Source organism: Zhihengliuella sp. ISTPL4, assembly GCF_002848265.1.
GTDB lineage: Bacteria > Actinomycetota > Actinomycetes > Actinomycetales > Microbacteriaceae > Microbacterium.
Genome location: NZ_CP025422.1, coordinates 1,531,112 through 1,551,011 on the forward strand (window position 1 = coordinate 1,531,112; position 19,900 = coordinate 1,551,011).

Annotated in this window: 17 protein-coding genes; 10 read left to right on the top strand and 7 right to left on the bottom strand. The window is 71.9% G+C overall.

The features are described from left to right. Positions 1–2: 2 nt before the first annotated feature. Positions 3–782, bottom strand: coding sequence for a helix-turn-helix domain-containing protein (locus CYL12_RS07385; RefSeq protein ID WP_101846853.1), 780 nt, complete (start codon positions 780–782; stop codon positions 3–5). Positions 783–874: 92 nt separating this feature from the next. On the opposite strand from CYL12_RS07385, the gene CYL12_RS07390 reads away from it, so the two are divergent. Beyond that, positions 875–1,402, top strand: a complete 528-nt coding sequence (locus CYL12_RS07390) for a VOC family protein (RefSeq protein WP_101848714.1) — start codon at positions 875–877, stop codon at positions 1,400–1,402. Here the strand turns inward: CYL12_RS07390 and CYL12_RS07395 are convergent. The 4 genes from CYL12_RS07395 to nhaA form a co-directional block, all read right to left on the bottom strand. Next, positions 1,371–2,177: an SGNH/GDSL hydrolase family protein gene (locus tag CYL12_RS07395; RefSeq protein WP_353615397.1), complete on the bottom strand. Its 807-nt coding sequence runs from the start codon at positions 2,175–2,177 to the stop codon at positions 1,371–1,373. The two genes, CYL12_RS07390 and CYL12_RS07395, sit on opposite strands and share 32 nt — an antisense overlap. A 59-nt stretch (positions 2,178–2,236) precedes the next feature. Further along, positions 2,237–3,487, bottom strand: a complete 1,251-nt coding sequence (gene hisS / locus CYL12_RS07400; protein ID WP_233486887.1) for a histidine--tRNA ligase — start codon at positions 3,485–3,487, stop codon at positions 2,237–2,239. A gap of 67 nt (positions 3,488–3,554) precedes the next feature. Continuing rightward, entirely contained in the window at positions 3,555–4,217 is a 663-nt protein-coding gene (locus CYL12_RS07405) for a MazG family protein (protein WP_101846857.1), read from the bottom strand. Positions 4,218–4,236: 19 nt separating this feature from the next. Beyond that, positions 4,237–5,403 carry a Na+/H+ antiporter NhaA gene (gene nhaA / locus CYL12_RS07410; protein WP_101846860.1) on the bottom strand — a complete coding sequence of 389 codons (1,167 nt, stop codon included), beginning with the start codon at positions 5,401–5,403 and terminating at the stop codon, positions 4,237–4,239. 174 nt (positions 5,404–5,577) lie between these two features. Between nhaA and CYL12_RS07415 the strand changes: the two genes are divergently transcribed. Both CYL12_RS07415 and gdhA read left to right on the top strand, forming a co-directional pair. Continuing rightward, positions 5,578–8,187, top strand: a complete 2,610-nt coding sequence (locus tag CYL12_RS07415; protein ID WP_233486888.1) for a phosphoenolpyruvate carboxylase — start codon at positions 5,578–5,580, stop codon at positions 8,185–8,187. Between the two features lie 132 nt (positions 8,188–8,319). Beyond that, complete coding sequence (gene gdhA, locus CYL12_RS07420) at positions 8,320–9,690, top strand: NADP-specific glutamate dehydrogenase (protein ID WP_101846864.1); 1,371 nt, start codon at positions 8,320–8,322, stop codon at positions 9,688–9,690. 73 nt (positions 9,691–9,763) lie between these two features. On the opposite strand, the gene CYL12_RS07425 is transcribed toward gdhA, so the two are convergent. Next, on the bottom strand, positions 9,764–10,360 hold the full coding sequence (locus CYL12_RS07425) for a gamma carbonic anhydrase family protein (protein WP_025103909.1): 597 nt from the start codon (positions 10,358–10,360) through the stop codon (positions 9,764–9,766). A 174-nt stretch (positions 10,361–10,534) separates the two neighbouring features. Between CYL12_RS07425 and CYL12_RS07430 the strand changes: the two genes are divergently transcribed. Then, complete coding sequence (locus tag CYL12_RS07430; protein ID WP_158297121.1) at positions 10,535–10,912, top strand: VOC family protein; 378 nt, start codon at positions 10,535–10,537, stop codon at positions 10,910–10,912. A 9-nt stretch (positions 10,913–10,921) separates the two neighbouring features. On the opposite strand, the gene mfd is transcribed toward CYL12_RS07430, so the two are convergent. Continuing rightward, positions 10,922–14,488, bottom strand: coding sequence for a transcription-repair coupling factor (mfd, locus tag CYL12_RS07435; RefSeq protein ID WP_199399204.1), 3,567 nt, complete (start codon positions 14,486–14,488; stop codon positions 10,922–10,924). Positions 14,489–14,631: 143 nt separating this feature from the next. Here mfd and CYL12_RS07440 point away from each other — a divergent pair, with 143 nt between their 5' ends. From CYL12_RS07440 to ribH, 6 genes are all read left to right on the top strand, one after another. Next, the gene (locus CYL12_RS07440) at positions 14,632–15,195 is read left to right on the top strand and encodes a GNAT family N-acetyltransferase (protein WP_101846868.1); all 564 of its coding nucleotides are present in this window, start codon (positions 14,632–14,634) and stop codon (positions 15,193–15,195) included. Positions 15,196–15,245: 50 nt separating this feature from the next. After that, positions 15,246–16,109 carry an Fpg/Nei family DNA glycosylase gene (locus tag CYL12_RS07445; protein ID WP_101846870.1) on the top strand — a complete coding sequence of 288 codons (864 nt, stop codon included), beginning with the start codon at positions 15,246–15,248 and terminating at the stop codon, positions 16,107–16,109. 276 nt (positions 16,110–16,385) lie between these two features. After that, positions 16,386–17,444, top strand: coding sequence for a bifunctional diaminohydroxyphosphoribosylaminopyrimidine deaminase/5-amino-6-(5-phosphoribosylamino)uracil reductase RibD (gene ribD, locus CYL12_RS07450; protein WP_101846872.1), 1,059 nt, complete (start codon positions 16,386–16,388; stop codon positions 17,442–17,444). Further along, positions 17,444–18,112, top strand: a complete 669-nt coding sequence (locus CYL12_RS07455) for a riboflavin synthase (RefSeq protein ID WP_101846874.1) — start codon at positions 17,444–17,446, stop codon at positions 18,110–18,112. Before ribD ends, CYL12_RS07455 begins: the two co-directional genes overlap by 1 nt. Next, the gene (gene ribA / locus CYL12_RS07460; protein WP_101846876.1) at positions 18,109–19,377 is read left to right on the top strand and encodes a GTP cyclohydrolase II; all 1,269 of its coding nucleotides are present in this window, start codon (positions 18,109–18,111) and stop codon (positions 19,375–19,377) included. Before CYL12_RS07455 ends, ribA begins: the two co-directional genes overlap by 4 nt. After that, positions 19,374–19,847: a 6,7-dimethyl-8-ribityllumazine synthase gene (gene ribH, locus CYL12_RS07465; protein WP_101846878.1), complete on the top strand. Its 474-nt coding sequence runs from the start codon at positions 19,374–19,376 to the stop codon at positions 19,845–19,847. The genes ribA and ribH overlap by 4 nt, the downstream gene beginning before the upstream one ends. Positions 19,848–19,900 lie beyond the last annotated feature (53 nt).

Here is a 19,900-nt window from a genome sequence, read left to right on the forward strand (position 1 = left end):
AGTCAATCCGCGACCCGCGCGCGGTAGTCGCGCGGAGGGAGACCGAGGACGGTCGCGAAGTCGCGCGTCAGGTGCGCGTGGTCGGCATACCCCAGCATGGCGGCCAACGACGCCAGGTCGGTCGCCGGATCCTCGCGAAGACGCTGCGCCGCCTCCTGCAGACGGCGACGGCGGATGATCGCGCCCGGCGAGAGACCGACGGTGCGATGCGTGAGCCGCTGCAGCGTGCGCACCGAGAGCGCGAGCCGCGCCGCCGCTTCCTCGGTCGTCAGCGCCGCCCCCTCCCCCAGCAGCACGTCGAGCATCGCGTTGGCCTGCCGCCCTGCCGCGCCAACCGGGCCGACGCGCTGCGACAGCCACGCGGAGAAGACCGCGACGGCGCGCTCCCGGCGTTCGGGCGCGGTCCGCATCGCCGTCGTCACCGCCGCGTGCAGATCGGGGGCGTCGACCGACCGCTCCGCGTCGACGAGCCCCGCTGCGTCGTCGGTGAGCGGGGCCACTGCGGCGGGACGGAGCAGAGCGCCGACAGCCCACCCCGACCCCCGCAGCTCCCTGGTCGACGCGCGGGTCGTGGCGCCCGAGATCGACACGCCCTCGGGGGCGACGACGAGGTTGACGGCCGGATACGCGACGACCTCCTGCCGTGACACCTCGTCCTCGGGAAGGCTCCACTCCGGGATCCAGAACCAGGCGACGAGCGCGGCGGCCTCTGCGGGCGGGGGCACCCGATGGAACGAGGGCAGCCGCGCGGGATAGAGCACTCCGCGCGTCCGGTCCACCATGGGCCCATGGTAGAGCGCACCACCGACGCGGCGTCGGCGACGTGTCGCGCATCTTCAAGCGCCGGTCCCCGCGCTCGACCTACCGTGGCGACATGACCGACCAGACCCCTTCGACAGGCGTGACCGGAGCGCACACGACCGCCGGCCGCCCCCACAGCGCGACCTCGCTCACCCCCTTCCTCGCGCTTCCCGACGCCGCTCGAGCCATCGACTTCTACCGGGACGTCTTCGGCGCCCGCGTGGTCGACGTGACGGAGTTCGACGGCACCGTCGCGCACGCTGACCTCGACTTCGGACTCGGCCGGCTGCAACTCGGCGAGCCCCACCCCGAGTATCACCTCGTGCCCGCTCCCTCCGGCGACGACGACTGCTACTCGATGGGCCTCTACGTCCCCGACGTGGACGCCGTGGTCGACCGCGCCGTGTCGGCCGGGGCGACCGTCCGCGAGGCGCCGTCGCTGTTCGTCTCCGGCGACCGCTACGCGAGCATCCGCGACCCGTTCGGCGTGCGGTGGTCGATCATGACCCGCGTGGAGGACCTGTCCGACGAGGAGAGCGCCGAGCGGGTGGCTGCGTGGGCCGCGTCGTTCAGTGCGGCACCGAAGAGCGCCGAGAGCTGAGCGCGGCCAGAGCCGCGCTCTCGACGGCCGGCAGCAGCGCCTCTGCGGTGCGGCGGTACCCGAGGGCGCTCGGATGGAAGCGGTCGAGGCTGAACATCTCCTCCGGTTCGTCGAAGAACATCGGCCCGACGGCGCGCCGCAAGTCCACGGTCTCCGCACCTGCGCGCCCCGCCGTCTCCGCCTGCACCTCGGCGAGGCGACGGGACAGGGCGGAGGCGATGCGGCGCAGCGGCTGCGGCACGGCGCGCAGGGCGCCGAGGTCCGGGCACGTGCCGACGACGACCCGGGCACCCGTCGCGCGCAATCGAAGGACGGCGTCGCGGAGATGCCGCGCCGATTCCGCCGTTGGAAGGCGATGCGTGACGTCGTTGCCACCCACGACGATCACGGCGACGTCGGCCCGGTAGCCCTCGGGGAGACCATCGAGCTGCCCTGGCAGATCCGGCGACTCCGATCCCACGACGGCGGCGGTGCGCAGTCGCACCGGCCGCTGCAGTCGGCGAGCGGTAGCCTTCGCAAGCCGGGCCCCGAGAGTCTCCTTCCGTCGTACCGCGCCCAACCCGGCCGCGAGGGAGTCGCCCAACAGCAGAAGGTCGAGCGGCTCGCCGTCCAGGCGGCGCCGCCAGACCCGATCCGCATTCAGGGACTGCTCCCCGAGCGGCTTTCCGATCCGCCGCCGGGCGACCGCCGCCTGGCGGTCGAGGACGGCGCGGGCCCCGACGGCGGCGAGGACCGCCGTGAGCATGACGGCGGTCAGGAGGCGAAGGCGGCGCACGCCCCGATTCGAACCGAACCTCGTGAACGCCCGGTGAACGCCTCGTCCGAGGAGGCGACTCAGGCGAGCGTCTTGACCTCGAGCTCGTCATCCCCGGGGCGCACGCTCGCGAAGTGGGTGTAGCCGTCCGCCGCGGAGCGCTCCAGCAGCGCCTTGAGGTTCTTCGTCCGCTGTTCGAGCCGCACCCGGGCCCCCTTGGCGACGAGAGACGTCTTGTGCGCCACGAGCTCCGCCACCGGGACGGCGGCGTCGTGGACGAGCACGATGGCCTGCCCCGCGGTCGCCGGATCCGGCGAGACGAGGTCGACCAACCGCTCGAACCCGAGGGAGAACCCCACCGCGGGCACCTCCTGCTGCAGGAATCGGCCGATCATGCCGTCGTACCGGCCGCCGCCGCCGAGCGAGTACGTCACCGAGGGGTGCGCGAGCTCGAAGATGGTCCCCGTGTAGTAGCCCATGCCGCGGACGAGGAACGGATCGAAGACGAGGGGGATGTCGTCTTCCGCACGGCCGGCCGCGACCGCCCCGCCGATGCCCACGAGATGCGCGACGAGCTCGTCCGGGGCACCGTCCGGGAGCGCCTTGCGGATCTGGCGGTCGCCGAACGGATGGTACTCCAGCGTCTGCGGGCGACCGAGGAAGGCCTGGAAAGCGTCGACGGCGGTCGTCGTGGCCCCGCGCTCGCGGAGCTCGGCGGCCACACCCTCGGGCCCGATCTTGTCGAGCTTGTCGATCGTGATCAGCACCTGCGGGCGCTCGTCCTCGGTGAACCCGAAGTGCTCCAGCATCCACTCCAGGACGCGGCGGTCGTTGATCCGCACGCTCGCGCCCTCCAGGCCCAGCGCGTCGACGGCGTCGAGCGAGGCCGCCAGGAGCTCGGCCTCCGCGCGCGCCGACGCATCGCCGATGATGTCGATGTCGCACTGCACGAACTGGCGGTAGCGCCCCTTCTGCGGGCGCTCCGCCCGCCACACGGGCCCGATCTGGATGGACCGGAAGACACCGGGGAGCTGCCCGCGGTTGCTCGCGTAGAAGCGGGCGAGCGGCACCGTCAGGTCGTAGCGCAGGCCGAGATCGGAGAGCTCGGCGGGGTCGTCGGCGGCGGCGCGGATGGCCTCCGCATCCAGGCCGCGGCGCAGGATGTTGAACGACAGCTTCTCGTTGTCGCCGCCGATACCGGCATGCAGGCGGTCGTACTCCTCGACCACGGGGGTCTCGATCTCATCGAATCCGTGCGCGCGATAGCGGTCGCGGATGACGGAGAGTACCCGCTCACGGCGGGCCTTGTCGGCGGGGAGGAAGTCGCGCATGCCGCGCGGCGCGTTCACGGTAGCCACCCGTCCATCTTCCCAGGTCGGCGGCGGTGTCCGCGTCGCGTCAGCCGGCCTCGGCGGCGCGGACCTCGTCCTCCAGGCGCGTCAGCCGTTCCCGGAGCGCGCGCTCCGCGTCCCAGCCCTCGGCCCGCGCGGTCGTCACGAGCGCGAGGAGAGCGTCGCCGAGCTCCTCCTCCGAGGACGGACTCGTCACGGAGGGGTGCGCCGGGACCACGCCGACGTCGGCGGCACGGCCCGACATCTTCTGGGCGCGGGCGAGGGCCGGCATCGCGCGCGGGATCCCGTCGAGCACGCTGCGGCGGGTGCGCTTCTCCGCCGCTTTGGCGGCGTTCCAGTGCACGAGCACCTCCTCCGGCGTCTCCGCGACCTCGTCGCCGAACACGTGCGGGTGCCGCCGCACCATCTTCTCGGTGAGCGTGCGGGCCACATCGTCGATGTCGAACGGGTCGTCGGGATCCTGCGCCGCGATGGCGGCGTGGAACAGCACCTGCCACAGCAGATCGCCCAGCTCCTCGCGGAGATCGGCGCGCGAGCCGTCCTCGACCGCGTCGATCACCTCGTGCGACTCCTCGATGAGGTACGGCACGAGATCACGGTGCGTGATGCGCTGCGACCACACGCACCGCTCCCGCACCGTGCGCATGGTCTCCGCAGCCGCGCGCAGCGGATCCTCGACGTCCTCGGGGCCTCGCTGCTCGCTGGTCATGTTTCCTCCGGACTCCGGCTCAGGCGGGGATGGGCGCAGCGCGACGGTACCACCGGGCACGCAGGGTGACGACGATGCCGGAGAGGATCAGCGCGAGCAGCGAACCCACGAGGACGCCGAGGATCGCCTGGTCGCGGATGACCGCGTCGCCCTCGAACGCGAGATTCGCGAGCAGGAGCGAGACGGTGAACCCGATGCCGCCGAGGGCGCCGGCGGCGAGGATGTCCGCGAAGGGCAGCGCCGGGTCGGCCCCCTTCGGACGGATGCGCATGGCGAGCCAGCCGAACAGCGAGATGCCGATGATCTTCCCCACCGGCAGCGCCACGACGATCGCCCAGAAGGCCGGGGAGAGGGCCGTCGGCGAGACGGCGGGGATGACGACGAAGGCCGCCACGAAGGCGAAGAGCGGCAGGATCGCGCCGTTCACGGTCGGCTCCAGCGCATGCCGGGTGCGTCCGGCGGGTACCGGCGCCATGACGAGGCCGAGCATCACGCCGGCGATGGTCGCGTGGATGCCGGACGAGGCGACGAGGCCCCACGTGACGACGCCGACGACGGCCATCGCGACCGCGACGAGCGTGTGTCCGGTGGCGTGCAGCAGGCGGCTCAGCAGCCAGAACGCCGCCACCCCGACGATCGCGAGCCCGAACAGGAGCCACTGCACGTCATGCGCGAAGAGCACCGCGATGAAGATGATGCCGATGATGTCGTCGAGGATCGCGAGGGCCAGCAGGAACACCCGCACCCGGGACGGGAGTCCGCGGCCGAACATCGCCAGCACGCCGAGCGCGAAGGCGATGTCGGTGGCGGTCGGGATCGGCCAGCCGGACGCCGTCTCCGGCCCTCCCGCGATCAGCAGGTACACGAGGATCGGCACGAGCACGCCGCCGGTGGCCGCGATAGCCGGCTGCACGGCCTTCCGCGGGGAGTCGAGCTCGCCGTGGGTGAGCTCGTGCCGCAGCTCGATCGCCACGACGAGGAAGAAGATCGCGAGCAGTCCGTCCGACACCCAGTGCGCGATCGAGAGGTCCAGCGCCGTCCCCGGGACCGCGAGATGCGTCTCCAGCAGCCCGGCGATCGCGTCGTGTGTGGGCAGGTTCGCGAAGAGGAGTCCGAGGCCGGCGGCCACGAGCAGGAGGACGGCGGGGAACTGCTGCCCGCGGAGGGGGTTCGCTGTGATGCGCATCCCGTCCATCGTAGGCCGGGATGTCACACGGTCGTCATGCGTGCGGGACACCCCGATCCACCCGGCTACTCTCGGAGGGTGACCTCCGATTCCCCCGCTTTCTCCGAGCCGACGCCCACCGAGGCCATCCGCGTGATCGGTCGTTTCGAAGCCGGTCGCGGCATCCCCGATGCCATGCGCTCCGACGTGCGGATGCTGGGCCAGCTCCTCGGCCAGGTGCTCCGCGAGGCCGGTGGCGACGACCTGTTCGAGGACGTCGAACGGCTGCGCCTCGCGACGATCCAGGCCTACGAGGACCACAGCTCCGACGCGTTCGAGCGCGCCGCGGCGATCGCCGAGTCCTTCACGATCGCCCGCGCCGATGAGGTCGCCCGTGCGTTCACCTGCTACTTCCATCTCGTCAACCTCGCCGAGGAGCACCAGCGCGTCCGCGTGCTCCGGGAGCGGGCGGGACAGGCCCCTTCGACAGGCTCACGCGCCCAGGCGACGGACACGGTCGCCGGAGCGTACGCACGGCTGCGCGAGGAGGTCGGCGACGATGAGGCCCGCCGCCGGCTCGACGGCCTGCGCTTCCACCCTGTCTTCACCGCACACCCGACCGAGGCTCGTCGGCGTGCGGTCTCCTCGAGCATCCGCCGCCTGTCCGAGCTGCTCACCCAGCACGACGCGGCGAGCGCCGGCGGCTCCGAGGAGCACCGCGCCCGCCGCCGCATGCTCGAAGAGATCGACACCCTGTGGCGCACGGCGCCGCTGCGCGCGCAGAAGCCCTCCCCGACCGACGAGGTACGGACGGTCATGGGCGTCTTCGACGAGACGCTGTTCACCACGGTCCCCCACGTCTACCGCCGGATCGACGACGCCCTCCGCGGCGAGGAGTCCGGCGCCAGCACCCCGGTCGTCCCGGCGTTCGTGCGGATCGGCTCCTGGGTCGGCGGTGACCGCGACGGCAACCCGTTCGTCACCGCCGCTGTGACCCGCGAGGCGTCGCAGATCGCCTCCGACCATGTGCTCCGCGGCCTCGAGCGGGCGCTCGACCGGATCGGCCGCACCCTCACGCTCGCCGCCGACGACACCCCGCCCAGCACCGAGGTCACCGCGCTCTGGGAGCGTTTCGCCGCCGCAGAACCGGCGGTCGCCGACGAGCTGGCGGCCCGCTCGCCCGACGAGCCGCACCGCCGTGTCGTCCTCGTCATGGCCCGCCGCGTGGCGGCCACACGCCGCGGAGACGACGAGGGCTACGCGGGTCCGGAGGAACTGCTCGCAGAGCTCCGCGCGGTGCAGTCGTCCCTCGTCGCGGCCGGAGCCCGCCGCCACGCCTTCGGGGGCGTGCAGCACCTGATCTGGCAGGTCGAGACCTACGGCTTCCACCTCACGGAACTCGAAGTGCGCCAGCACTCCCAGGTGCACGCGAAGGCCCTGGCCGAGTTGGAGGCCGGCGGGGCGATCAGCACGCAGACGGAGGAGGTGCTGGAGGTGTTCCGCGCGATCGCGGACATCCAGCGCGACCGGGGTCTCCGCGCCGCGGGCCGCTACGTCGTCTCCTTCACGCAGGCGGCCTCCGACCTCGCGAACGTGCACCGCCTCGCCCGCCACGCGCTCGGCGACGACGCCCCGGTGCTCGACGTCGTGCCGCTGTTCGAGACCTTCGCCGACCTCCAGGCCGCCCCGGAGATCCTCGCCGAGGCCGTCACCTTCCCCGAGTTCCGCGAGCGGATGGCCGCGACCGGCAACCGGCTGGAGGTCATGCTCGGCTACTCCGACTCCTCCAAGGACGTCGGGCCCGTCGCCGCGAACCTCGCGCTGTACACGGCGCAGGAGAAGATCGCCCGCTGGGCGCAGGAGTCCGGCATCGAACTGACCCTCTTCCACGGCCGCGGCGGTGCGCTCGGTCGCGGTGGCGGCCCTGCGAACTCGGCGATCCTCGCGCAGCCCCCGCACTCCGTCGACGGCCGGTTCAAGCTCACCGAGCAGGGCGAGGTCATCTTCGCGCGCTACGGCGAGCCCGCGATCGCGATGCGGCACATCGACCAGGTCGCCGCAGCGACGCTGCTCGCCTCGTCCCCCACGGTCGAGGAACGCACGAGCCGCGCGGCCGCCCGCTACGCCGACGTCGCCGCGACCATGGACGCCGCCTCCCGCGAACGCTTCTTCGCGCTCGTCAAGGCCGACGGCTTCGCCCCCTGGTTCGCGACCGTGACCCCGATGGAGGAGATCGGTCTGCTCGCGCTCGGCTCGCGGCCGGCCCGCCGCGGCCTCTCGGTGGAGTCGCTGGAGGATCTCCGGGCGATCCCGTGGGTGTTCGCGTGGACGCAGGCCCGCATCAACCTCGCGGGCTGGTTCGGACTCGGCACCGCGCTCGAGGCCGTCGGCGACGAGGAGCTGCTCGCGGAGGCCTACCGGGAATGGCCGCTGCTGCGCACGATGGTCGACAACGTCGCGATGAGCCTCGCCAAGACCGACGAGCGCATCGCCCGGCAGTACCTCGCCCTCGGCGACCGCGACGATCTCGCCACCCTGGTGCTCGACGAGCTCGCGCTCACCCGCCGCTGGGTCATCCGGCTCACCGGTGGCGAGGACCTGCTGAAGAACAAGCCGGTGCTGCAGCGGGCCGTGCAGCTGCGCAGCCCCTACGTCGACGCCCTCTCGCTCCTGCAGCTGCGAGCGCTGCGCGCGCTCCGCTCGGCGCCGGAGCAGCCGGAGGGCTCGGGGGCCGACGCCGAACAGCAGCGGCTGCTCCTCCTGTCCGTCAGCGGGGTCGCCGCCGGCCTGCAGAACACCGGGTGACCCCGGCCGCTCCGCCGCGTGCGCGGAGGCCCTCGTCGCCGACGCTAGAGTGAAACCTCCGCCTCACCCGGCTCTGCTTTCGCGTGCGACACGATCGCCCGCACCCCATCCCCCATCAGAAAGCCCTCCCGCGTGACCGTCACCGCCCCCACCGACTTCCACCCGCTCGCCGACTCCGTACAGCCCGTCTTCGACACGGTCCTGGCGCGCAGTCCGCACGAGCCGGAGTTCCACCAGGCCGTCCACGAGGTGCTGCACTCCATCGCTCCGGTGCTGGAGCAGCGCCCGGAGTACGTGGACGGCGGCATCCTGGAGCGCCTGGTCGAGCCGGAGCGGCAGATCATGTTCCGCGTGCCGTGGGTCGACGACGCCGGGAAGCTGCAAGTCAACCGCGGCTACCGCATCCAGTTCTCCTCCGTGCTCGGTCCTTACAAGGGCGGCCTGCGGTTCCACCCGTCGGTCAACCTGTCGATCATCAAGTTCCTCGGCTTCGAGCAGATCTTCAAGAACGCACTCACCGGTCAGGGCATCGGCGGTGGCAAGGGCGGCTCCGACTTCGACCCGCACGGCAAGTCCGACGCCGAGGTCATGCGGTTCTGCCAGTCGTTCATGAACGAGCTCTACCGGCACCTCGGCGAGCACACCGACGTCCCCGCGGGCGACATCGGCGTCGGCGGCCGCGAGATCGGCTACCTCTTCGGCCAGTACCGCAAGGTCACCAACCGTCACGAGTCCGGCATGTTCACGGGCAAGGGCACCGGGTGGGGCGGCGCCGAGGTGCGGACGGAGGCCACCGGTTACGGCGCCGTGTTCTTCGCACAGGAGATGCTCGGCGTGCACGGCGACTCCCTCGAAGGCAAGCGCGTCGGTATCTCGGGCTCGGGCAACGTCGCGATCTACGCGATCCAGAAGGCTGCCCAGCTCGGCGCGACCGCGGTGACCGCGTCCGACTCCTCCGGCTACGTCGTCGACGACGCCGGCATCGACCTCGACCTGCTGCGTCAGCTCAAGGAGGTCGAGCGCGCCCGCATCGTCGAGTACGCGAACCGCCGCCCGAGCTCCCGCTTCGTGGAGAGCGGCAGCGTGTGGGAGGTGCCCGTCGACATCGCGGTGCCCTCCGCCACGCAGAACGAGGTCAGCCTCGCCGATGCGGAGGCCCTGATCGCGAACGGCGTGCGGGCCGTCTCCGAAGGCGCCAACATGCCGTGCGTCCCCGAGGCGGTCGAGGCGTTCCAGAAGGCCGGCGTGCTGTTCGCCCCGGGCAAGGCGGCGAACGCCGGCGGCGTCGCGACCTCGGCGCTGGAGATGAGCCAGAACGCCTCGCGGCAGCGCTGGAGCTTCGGCGACAGCGAGAACAAGCTCCGCGAGATCATGGGCGACATCCACCGCGCCGCCTTCGAGGCCGCCGAGCGCCACGGCGTCCCCGGCGACTACGTCGCGGGCGCCAACATCGCCGGCTTCGAGCGGGTCGCCGCGGCGATGCTCGCCCAGGGCGTCATCTGACCCGTTTCGAATCACCTGATTGGTCGTGAATCCGGCCGAGATGCGACCATTCGAGCGACTCGAACGGGTGTGGTCAGACCTGGCGGTCGTCGGCGTGCCGCGCGAGGGAGCTGCCGTAGCGCTCCGTGAGCTGGACCATGAGGTCGGGGGTGTCCCGATCCACGCCGAAGACGTGTCCGGGGAAGTCGAGCTCGGGCTGTGCCGCCGCGATCTCCGCGTCCCGGTCGGGTGAGAGCAGCTGCACCGGATCGCCGACCGCGACCCACCCGATCGGCACCACCGTCCCCGACGGCAGCACGGCCCGACGATGCACGATGGCGTTGACCCGCACCTCGCAGCGATCCCCGACGAGCGCCCCGTTGAAGACCCGGGCTCCGGACGCGAAGAACACCTCCTCGCCCACGGTCGCCCCGGCGATGCTCGCCAATGTTCCGACGAGGGTGTGCGCCCCGATGTGGACGGCGTTGGCCGCCGTCGCCCGGATCAGCGCGTTCTCCATCACGATGACGTGCGCCCCGAGGGTGATGGGGCCGCCCTCCGCGGTGATGACGGCACCGTGCAGCACCTGGCAGCCCGGTCCGAGCTCCACATCGCCGGAGATGACGGCGGTGGGAGCGACGACGGCGGTGTCGTGGATGCGGGGGCGAGCCCCGAGGTGCTCGTACAACATGCGGCCAGACTAGCCCTCGCCGTCCGTGCCCGGAGGCCTTCCGTGTGCACAGCTTCGGAGATGGCTGCCGACACGCAGCGCCCGGCCCTGGACCTCCGGCGTGTCGCCGTCTTGGTCCGAAGTCGTGCACGCGGACGCATTGACGGCGGCGGGCCCGCGTCCTACCCTCCGACCATGACGATCACCCGATTGTTCCCCGTCCTGCGGACGACGGATCTGGACCGCCTCGTCGGCTTTTACCAGACGGCCTTCGCCGCGTCGGTCGTCTACCGCTACACCCACGACGGCCGCGAGGTATACGTCGCCCTTCGCGTCGGTGGAGGAACGCTCGGGATCGGATTCGAACCGCACATCTCGCGGGGCGACACGGTGGCGATCTGGCTCTACGCCGATGACGCCGACGCCGCGTACCGAGACGCCATGGACGCGGGTGCGTCCTCCGTCGCCCCGCCGGACGATCTCCCCTGGGGCGAGCGCGTCGCACAGGTCCACGACCCCGACGGCAATCTGCTGTACCTCGCCACACCCGGCGACGAGGTGCCGGCCGCCTGACCGGCCAGGCTACTCGGGCTTGGCGGGCTCGGGGAAGATGGCGGTGAACAGCTGGTCGACCCAGGCGAGCAGTTCCGCGTCGGGCAGCGGCTCCACGCCCACGCCGACCGCCGCAGGCACCGTGGGCATCGGCACGACGAGGGCTTCCCCGCCGGAGACGAGCTTCGCCTTCGGATACAGCCGCTGCAGCCGGACCTTGATGGAGTCTTCGAGGCGGGCGGGCGCGAGGCGCAGATTGGAGCCCATGGCCACGACGTCGGTGAGCCCGGCCCTGGCCGCCCGGCGCCGCAGCCGTGCGATGGACACGAGTCCGGTGACCTCGTCCGGAGGCGTGCCGTACCGGTCGACGAGCTCCTCCACCACGAGGTCGATGGCGTCGTCCTTCGCGGTCGCGGCCGAGGCGGCGGAGAGCTTCTGGTACGCCTCGAGCCGCAGGCGCTCGCTGTCGATGTAGTCCTCGGGGATGCGGGCGTCGAGCGGCAGCTCGAGCCGGAGCTCCTGCCCGGTCTCGACCTCCTCGCCGCGGAAGGTCGCGACGGCCTCGCCGATCATGCGCAGGTAGAGGTCGAAGCCGACACCCGCGATGTGTCCGGCCTGCTCGGCGCCGAGGAGGTTGCCCGCCCCGCGCAGCTCGAGGTCCTTGAGGGCGACCTGCATACCGGAGCCGAGGTCGTTGTTGACCGCGATGGTCTGCAGCCGGTCGGCCGCGGTCTCGCTCAGCGGCTTCATGTCGTCGTAGAGGAAGTACGCGTAGGCGCGCTCCCGGCCTCGGCCCACGCGTCCGCGGAGCTGGTGGAGCTGACTCAGACCGTACTTGTCGGCGCGGTCGATGATGATCGTGTTCGCGTTGGAGATGTCGAGGCCGGTCTCGATGATCGTGGTCGAGACCAGGACGTCGAATTTGCGCTCCCAGAAGTCGTCGACGACCTGCTCCAGCGCGTGCTCCCCCATCTGGCCGTGTGCGACGGCGATCCGCGCCTCGGGGACCAGCTCGGCGAGCTCCGCCGCGACGCGCTGGATCGACTGCACGCGGTTGTGCACGAAGAAGACCTGGCCCTCGCGAAGGATCTCGCGGCGGATGGCGGCGGCGATCTGCTTGTCGCTGCGGGGGCCGACGAACGAGAGGATCGGGTGCCGATCCTCCGGCGGCGTGGCGAGCGTCGACATCTCGCGGATGCCGGTGACGGCCATCTCCAGCGTGCGCGGGATCGGGGTGGCGCTCATGGCGAGGATGTCGACGTTGGTCTTCATCTTCTTCAGCGCATCCTTGTGCTCGACGCCGAAGCGCTGCTCCTCGTCGATGATCATGAGGCCGAGATCCTTGAACAGCACCTGCTCCGTGAGGATGCGGTGCGTGCCGATCACCATGTCCACCGAGCCGTCGAGCAGGCCCTGCAGCGTGAGCCGCGCCTCCTTGTCGGTCTGGAACCGCGACAGCGGCCGCACCTTGACCGGGAACCCGGCGAAGCGCTCCGTGAACGTCTCGAGGTGCTGCTTCACGAGCAGGGTGGTCGGGACGAGCATCGCCACCTGCTTGCCGTCCTGGATGGCCTTGAACGCCGCGCGGACCGCGACCTCGGTCTTGCCGAAGCCGACGTCGCCCGAGAGCAGCCGGTCCATCGGGATCGGCCGCTCCATGTCGGCCTTGATCTCGTCGATGGTCTGCAGCTGGTCCTGGGTCTCCGCGAACGGGAACGCCTCCTCCAGCTCGCGCTGCCAGGGGGTGTCCGGGCCGAAGGCATAGCCCTTGGCGCTCATCCGGGCGGAGTAGAGCTTGACGAGCTCGACGGCGATGTCGCGCACCGCCTTGCGCGCTTTGCCCTTGGCCTGCGCCCAGTCGCTGCCGCCCATCTTGGACAGGGTCGGGGCCTCGCCGCCGACGTACTTCGACAGGAGGTCGAGCTGGTCGGTGGGCACGAACAGCTTGTCGCCGGGGTAGCCGCGCTTGGACGGCGCGTACTCCAGCACGAGGTAGTCGCGGACCGACTTCGCAGCGTTGCGGCCGCCGGTGGAGACCTCGCGCTGGGTCATCTCGACGAACCGGCCGATACCGTGCGTCGCATGCACGACGAAGTCGCCCTGCTTGAGCTGCAGCGGGTCGACGACGTTCTTCCGTCGAGACGCGAGCTTCTTGACGACGCGCTGGTCGCCGCCGATCGTGCGGCCGTAGAACTCGTTGTCGGTGAGGACGGCGAGCTTCGCCTCCGGCACCTGGAAGCCGGCCTCGACACCGCCCACCGTGAGGGTCGCGACCCCCGGGTCCGGCGCGTCTGCGATGGTCTCGACGACCCGGGCCGCGATGCCACGGTCCGAGAGCACGTCCCGGGCGCGGTCGACGAGGCCGTGTCCGGTCGCGAGAACGACCACCCGCCAGCCGTCGGCGACCTTCGCGTCGACGAAGGCGATGGCGCCGTCGACGTTGCCGTGGAAGGACGGGATGACGGTGGCCGCCTCGACGCTCTCCGCGGTCGCGTCGCCGATCCCGAACGGGCTCAGCCGCCACCACACGCCGCCGCGGTCGCGGACGACCTCGCGCAGGTCGGCGATGGTGAGGAAGTCCCCGGCGCCGAGGTCGATGGGGGCAGAGGCCCCGGAGGTCGCCGCGCTCCAGGCGGCGTCGAGGAACTCGCGGTTCGTCTCGCCGAGGGTGAGGGCGCGGGCGGTCGAGCGCTCTGGATCGATCACGGCGGTCGCGCTGCCCTCGGGCAGGTACTCGACGAGGGACTTGAGGGGGCCGGCGACTGCGGGCAGCAGCGACTCCATGCCCTCGACCGGGATGCCCTCGGCCATCTTCTCGAGCATGCCGCTGATGGCGGGGAAGCCGCCGATGAGCGCTCGGGCCCGCTCCCGTACCTCGGCCGTCAGCAGGAGCTCGCGGCTGGGCGGGAGGTCGACGCGCGGCACGTCGCCGGGGAGCGAGCGCTGGTCCGCCACCGAGAACGCCCGGATCTGGTCGATCTCGTCGCCGAAGAACTCCACGCGGTACGGGTGTTCGGACGTGGGGGGAAAGACGTCGAGGATGCCGCCGCGGACGGCGAACTCACCCCGCCGCGACACCATGTCGACGCGGGAGTAGGCCCGTTCCACGAGCTGCTCGGCGACGTGGTCGAGCTCGTTGCCGCGGCTGCCTACCGTCAGCTCCAGCGGCACGATGTCGCCCAGGTTCCCGGCGATGGGCTGCAGCGCGGCGCGCACGGAGGCCACGACCACGAGGGGGCGCTCCCCTGACCATTCGGCGATGCGGCGCAGGGTCTGCAGTCGCAGGCCGACCGTGTCGGGGCTGGGGCTGAGGCGCTCGTGCGGCAGCGTCTCCCAGGCGGGGAAGGTGAGAACCTCGGCATCGGGGACGTACGTCTCCAGGGCCTGCGCCACCGACTCCGCGCGGCGTCCCGTGGGCACCACGGCCAGCAGCGCCGCCGGGTGGCCGGCCGCCGCGCGCTTGGCGAGCAGACCGGCGAGCACGGGCGCGTCGAGCCCGTCGACCAGGCCGAGGTCGGCGTCGGTGTGCGCCCAGGCGAGAGCGTCACGATACAGAGACGCCTCTTCCAAGGCGCGCAGAATCCCCGGAACAGTCACCGGACAAGCCTAATCGCGCCCACGGACGCTGCGGTCGGCTTCCCTGCATCCCACCCCTTTCCGTGCCTCCCACCCCGTTACGGACGCGCGGAAGGGGCCGGGGCGAACCGAAGGGGCCGGGTCGAGCGTCCTAGGCTGGAGGGATGCTTCCGGTCGCCCTCACCACCGCACGACTCGTCCTCCGCGCCCCGACGGAGGACGACGTCGACGCGATCACCGAGGCGTGCCAGGACCCGGAGATCGCGCGGTGGACGACGGTGCCCTCCCCCTACTTCCGCCAGGACGCGGAGGACTTCGTCGCCCTCGTGGAGCAGTGGTGGGAGGACGGCTCGCAGACCGTCTGGGGTGTCTACGCCGACGACGTCCTCGTGGGCATGGTCGGACTGCACCACATCGTCGAGCACGCGGCCGGCGGTCACGCCGAGCTCGGCTACTGGGTCGTCGCGGACGCCCGCGGCCGTGGCTACCTCGTCGAGGCCGCGCGCGCCGCGCTCGCCTGGGGATTCACGGAGCTCGGCCTCGCCCGCATCCGCTGGCAGGCCGTCGTGGGCAACGTCCCGTCCGCCCGCGCCGCCCGTGCCCTCGGCTTCCGGTTCGAGGGCACCATGCGCCAGGGGCTCACCAGCCAGCGCGGACGCGAGGACGGCTGGGGCGCCGCCCTGCTGCGCGACGACGACCGGACCCCGGTGGAGTGGCCGGTGCTCTGACCGCACGTCCCACGCGTGACAGCGTCGGACCCCGGTGACAGGATGGCTGCATGCCTGAGATGCCGGAGGTCGAAGGACTCGTCGCGTTCCTCGGCGAGCGCACGACCGGACGCACGATCACCCGTGCCTCCGTGGCCGCGATCGCCGCGCTGAAGACGTACGACCCGCCGATCTCGGCACTGGAAGGCGCGGCGATCACCGGGGCGAAGCGCCGCGGCAAGTTCGTCGTGCTGTCCTGCGGGTCCGAGCTGCACCTCGTCTTCCACCTGGCGAAGGCCGGATGGCTGCGCTGGTACGACACCCTGCCGACCACGCTCCTCAAGCCGGGCAAGTCGCCGATCGCGCTGCGGATCGCCCTCGACGACGGCAGCGGTTTCGACCTGACGGAAACCGGGACGAAGAAGTCGCTGGCCGTGTACGTCGTCCGCGACCCCGCGGAGGTGCCGGGCATCGCCCGCCTCGGCCCGGACCCTCTCGACCCGTCCTTCACCCGCGATGCCTTCGCCGCGCTGCTGGACGACCGCCGGATGCAGATCAAGGGCCTGCTCCGCGACCAGGGCGTGATCGCGGGCATCGGCAACGCCTACTCGGACGAGATCCTGCATGCGGCCCGCATGTCGCCGTACGCGATCGCCGGCACGCTCGACGACGCCGAGGTCGATCGGCTGTTCGCGGCGATGCAGGAGACCCTCGCCGAGGCTGTCGCGGCCGCCGCGGGCAAGCCTCCGGCTGATCTCAAGGACGCCAAGCGCCGCGGCATGCGGGTGCACGCCCGCCGCGGTGAGGCGTGTCCGGTCTGCGGCGACGAGGTGCGCAGCGTCTTCTTCGCCGACCGCTCCCTGGAGTACTGCCCGACCTGTCAGACCGGCGGCAAGGTTCTCGCCGACCGGCGGCTGTCCCGCCTGCTCAAGTGAGGGGCCGGGCACGGGCCCTGCCACGGAATGAAACGCGTGCAGACGCGTTGAGTACACTCAGAGCAGCAACGTGCTCCGGGGTCGGTGGGAATCCGAACCGGCGGTGACAGTCCGCGAGCGTTCCGAGTGATCGGGATGCCGATCCGGTGGAACTCCGGAACCGACGGTGATGCGAGGAATACCTCGCTAGTCCGGAAGGGAGGCAGCACGAGGCGCACGCGCGTGCGTCCGTTCCGCCACCCTGCAGCGACCCCGAGGCCGCAGAGAGGACGACGGATGGCAGTGACCGCGACAGAGCGCCGCGCGATGGATCGCGCGCTCGCCCTCGCGACCCGTGGCCCCCGCGGGATCAACCCGCAGGTGGGCGCCGTGCTCCTCTCCCCCGACGGCGAGGTGCTGGCCGAGGGCTGGCATCGCGGCTCCGGCACGCCGCACGCAGAAGTCGACGCCCTGTCGAAGCTCGCGCCCGGCGCCGCACGAGGCGCGACCGCGGTCGTCACCCTCGAACCCTGCAACCACACCGGCCGTACGGGTCCGTGCGCGCTCGCGCTCATCGACGCCGGCGTGGCCCGGGTCGTCTACGCGCTCGACGACCCCGGTGAGGTCTCCGGTGGCGGCGCGGAGCGGCTGCGCGCCGCGGGAGTGAGCGTCGAGTCCGGCGAACGAGCCGCGGAGGCGCGCGCGCTGATCGGCGACTGGCTCACCGCTTCTCGACTCGGCCGTCCGCACGTCACCGTCAAGTGGGCGCAGAGCCTGGACGGCAGGGCTGCGGCGGACGACGGGTCCAGCCAGTGGATCACCGGCCCGGAGGCCCGCGCCGACGTGCACCGACGACGCGCCGAGGCCGACGCGATCGCGGTCGGCACCGGCACGGTGCTCGCCGACGACCCCGCGCTCACTGCCCGCACCGGCGACGAGCTCCTGCCGCACCAGCCCATCCCCGTCGTGATCGGCGCCCGACCGACCCCTGTGGGGGCGGCGGTGCACCGTCATCCGCACACGCCGTTGTTCTTCGACACGCACGACCCGTCGGCGGTGCTCGCCGACCTGCAAGCCCGCGGGATCCAGACGCTGTTCGTCGAGGGCGGGCCGACGCTCGCCAGCGCGTTCCTGGCCGCCGGGCTCGCCGATCGGGTGCTCGCGTACGTCGCCCCGGTCCTGCTCGGGGGAAGCCGCCTGGCCCTGACCGACATCGGCGTCGGCTCGATCGACGAGGCACGGCGCCTCGTCGTGGACGAATGGCTGCCGTTGGGCGCAGACCTGCTCGCGATCGCGCATCCCGCGGACGCGGACGACCCGGACCGCACGGGCCCGGAGAAGGAGGGAAGCCTCTGATGTTCACCGGAATCATCGAGGAGATCGGCGAGATCACCGCCATCACCGAGTCGGGCGACGGCTGGCGACTCACGGTGCGCGCCCCGAAGGCGGCCGCGGACGCCGTGCACGGGGAATCGATCGCCGTCTCCGGCGTGTGCCTCACCGTCGTCGGCTCCACCGCCGAGACCTTCGACGCCGATGTCATGAAGCAGACGCTCGATGTCGCGGCCCTGGGCACGGCCACCGTCGGCACCAGGGTGAACATCGAGAAGGCGATGCCCGTGGGTGCGCGGCTCGGCGGGCACATCGTGCAGGGGCACGTCGACGGCACCGGCGTCGTGCTCGAGGTGCGCCCGGGCGCGCAGTGGAGCGTCCTGCGGATCAGTCTTCCGGACGACCTCGCGCCGCTCGTCGTCGACAAGGGGTCGATCTCGGTCGACGGGACCTCGCTGACGGTGAGTGCGGTGAGCCCTTCGACCCCTTCGACAGGCTCAGCGACCCAGGACGGCTCAGGAACCAGGGGCGGGCACTGGTTCGAGGTGTCGCTCATCCCGGAGACCCTGGCGGCGACCACCCTCGGTACCCGCGCGGTCGGCGACCGCGTGAACCTCGAGACCGACATCCTCGCGCGGCACGTCGAGCGCCTGCTCGCGTTCCGCGCCGCACCGGAAGGGGGCTCGCGATGAGCCTGGCAACCATCCCCGAGGCCCTGGAGGCGCTGCGCGCCGGCCGGCCCGTGCTCGTGGCCGACGACGAGAACCGCGAGAACGAGGGCGACGTCGTCCTCTCCGCCGAGCTCGCCACCCCCGAATGGGTGGCGTGGACGGTGCGCTGGTCGTCCGGCTTCATCTGCGCGCCGATGCCCACCGACCTCGCGGACAGCCTCAACCTCCCGCCGATGGTCGCGGCCAGTGAAGACGCCCGCTCCACCGCCTATACCGTGAGCGTCGACGCCGCGGAAGGGGTGACGACGGGGATCAGCGCGAGCGACCGCGCGCACACCCTCAACGTTCTGGCCGATCCGTCCTCGACGGCGACGAGCATCATCCGCCCCGGCCACGTGCTGCCGCTCCGGGCCGTCGACGGCGGTGTTCGCGAGCGCAGCGGTCACACCGAGGCCGCGGTCGAGCTCATGAAGCTCGCCGGCCTCCGGCCCGTCGGCGCGATCGCGGAAGTCGTCGCCGAGGACGGCAGCATGATGCGGCTTCCCGGGCTCCTCGATCTGGGCGCCCGCGACGGCGTGCCGGTCATCACGATCGAGCAGCTCATCGCGCACCTCAACGAGATCGACCCGGACGGAGCGACACCGGCCGCCCTGCGCGGGCGCCGCGTGAGCCTCCGTGCCGACGCCACCGTGCCCACCGACCACGGCACGTTCCGCTTCCTCGCCTACAAGGATCGCGTCACCGGTACCGACCACATCGCGGTCGTGTCGGGCGAGCCCACCGAGACGGCCCTCGTGCGCGTGCACTCCGAGTGCCTGACCGGCGAGGCGTTCGGCTCCCAGAAATGTGAGTGCGGGCCGCAGCTCGACGCCGCGCTGGACGCGATCGACCGCGAGGGCGGCATCGTCATCTACATGCGCGGGCACGAGGGGCGCGGCATCGGACTCATCAACAAGCTGCGGGCTTACAGCCTGCAGGAGGACGGCCTGGACACCGTCGACGCGAACCTGGCACTGGGGCTCCCGGCGGACGCCCGCGACTACGCCGCGGCGGCCGGGATCCTCACCGACCTGGGCGTCTCGAAGGTCCGGCTGCTCACCAACAACACCGACAAGGTGAACAAGCTGCGCGAGCTCGGCCTCGACGTCGTCGAGCAGGTGCCGCTGATCGTGGGCGTGGGCCCGAACAACCACCAGTACCTGGAGACCAAGCGCGACCGCATGGGCCACATCATCGGTGAAGCAGAGCTCGCCGAGGCCCTCGCGGCGGGAAAGGACGAGGAATGAGCGGCGCCGGAGCACCCAAGACGGGGAACATCGACGGGCGGGGGCTGGAGGTCGTCGTGATCGCCGGCACCTGGCACGAGGTGATCTCGAACGGCCTGATCGCCGGCGCCCAGCGGGTGCTCGACGAGGCCGGAGCGACGCATCGCCTCGTGCGGGTGCCCGGTTCGTTCGAGCTCGCCGTGGCCGCGCAGGCCGCCTTCGCGGGCGGTGCGGACGCGGTGGTCGCCCTCGGGGTCATCATCCGCGGCGGCACGCCGCACTTCGAGTACGTCTCGGCCGCGGCGACCGACGGCCTCACCCGGGTCTCCCTCGATGCCGGCAAGCCGGTCGGGTTCGGGCTGCTCACGCTCGACGACGAGAAGCAGGGGCTGGACCGCGCAGGCCTGGAAGGCTCGAAGGAGGACAAGGGGGCGGAGGCCGCGGATGCCGCTCTGCGCACCGCCCTCGTGATCCGCGAACTGCGCGACTGACTCCCTCCGCCTCGCGCCGGATCGCCGGCGCGAGGTCAGGCGTGCCTTGGTGG